The organism is Oceanobacillus sp. MO10714A (assembly GCF_037072045.1).
Classification (GTDB): Bacteria; Bacillota; Bacilli; order Bacillales; family Amphibacillaceae; genus Oceanobacillus; species Oceanobacillus indicireducens.
This window is the reverse complement of record NZ_JAXHDC010000115.1, coordinates 1-1397: the sequence shown is the minus strand read 5'-3', so window position 1 is coordinate 1397 and position 1397 is coordinate 1. Positions and strand designations below refer to the sequence as shown.

General features: G+C 41.0%; 1 protein-coding gene. It reads right to left on the bottom strand.

What is annotated here, in order from left to right:
* Positions 1-40: 40 nt before the first annotated feature.
* Positions 41-1270 (bottom strand): ISL3 family transposase, encoded by a 1230-nt coding sequence (locus tag SPD53_RS19735; RefSeq protein WP_336253577.1) that lies wholly within the window; start codon positions 1268-1270, stop codon positions 41-43.
* Positions 1271-1397: the final 127 nt, after the last annotated feature.

Sequence of the window (1397 nt, the reverse complement as noted above, 5' to 3'; positions counted from 1 at the left end):
GGCTCTTCACCAAAATCAATGGTTGACACACTAGGTGCAACTATGCTAATTCACGGTTGCACTCAACTAGAATACGTTCCTTATAAATAGACTGATTACGTGTAAAATAAAGTCTCCGTTGAAGAGCTTTAATTCGGTTATTCCGTCCTTCCACAGCTGCATTTGTATAGCGAAGACGATGATAGTTGATGATTTCTTCTTTCCAGTTCGACATCGTCTTCAAACATTCATCCACCACATCGATTCCAATAGACTTTCCTTCGTTGTACCAGCGTTCAAACCAGATTTTCGCTATCCTCACATCTGGAGCACAATCGTACCATGTGATAAAATTTTCCTTCCATTCATAAGTGGCTGCTAATCTAACGTCATAACTAAGGATTTCCTGAACAGTGGTGCGTTCTTCTTCCGTCAGGTCTTCTGCTCGCTTGTTAAGAAGGCGGGCTTTTGACTTTATTTTCTTTTTGGCTTGAGAAGATAAATCTTTTTGAACCATTCGACGTACATCCTGAAGAGCCTCTGTCACATAGCGATTCACATGAAATCTGTCGGCAATTCGAATGGCTTTAGGGAACCATTCTTTACAAAAGGTATGATACGCTTTGGCCAAATCCATCACAATAGCAACCGGATTAAGCAGTTTGAACAAGGTGTGATTTTCGGCGTAATCCCGCAGTTCATCACCGGTGCGACCAGGAATTATATCAAGGAAACGCCCTCCTTTAAGGTCGTGAAGCCCTGTATTGTACGTGTGCCCTTTGCGAATTGCAAAGTCATCGATCCCAAGAACTAAACCTTCCCGTTCAACTGCCTCTTGATAAACCCACTCTTGTATCTCCTCACTTTTATCCTGAAGATTACTCTTGAAAATTCGCTCCATAGTAGAATAGGGAACTTGTTCTTCCATGGATGTATGAGCGACCGTCGCTCCATATGTTTGGCGCGCGAGATAGTCAGAAAACACTTTCGTATACCGTTTTTTGGGCTCAACAAAAGAATACTCCCAGGTAAAAGTTGCACCACAATCCTTACAAGCTAGACAAATGGCGGGGATACGCAAGTCAACAGATTTATCAAAAGCAGCTAGATGACGCACATCTCGTTTATAAGGAGTTCCATTTCGAATAACAGATGTTGAATGGCAATACGGACAAACCTGAGTGTGATCGACTGGTGTAAGTTCAATAATGGCATGGTCTTTTTCTATTTCTACGTTGACAATTTTTACTTCTGGTAAATCTAAGAGTTCATTGATATACTGTAAGGGCATCTGTCTAACCTCGTTTTCTTTTAGTCTGGTAACTTAAAGAATAACAGGGAGGCAGATGTTTTTCATTTATTTAGCACCATTACCATATTTACCTATCAATATCAACCATTGGTTTTGGTGTTGACCC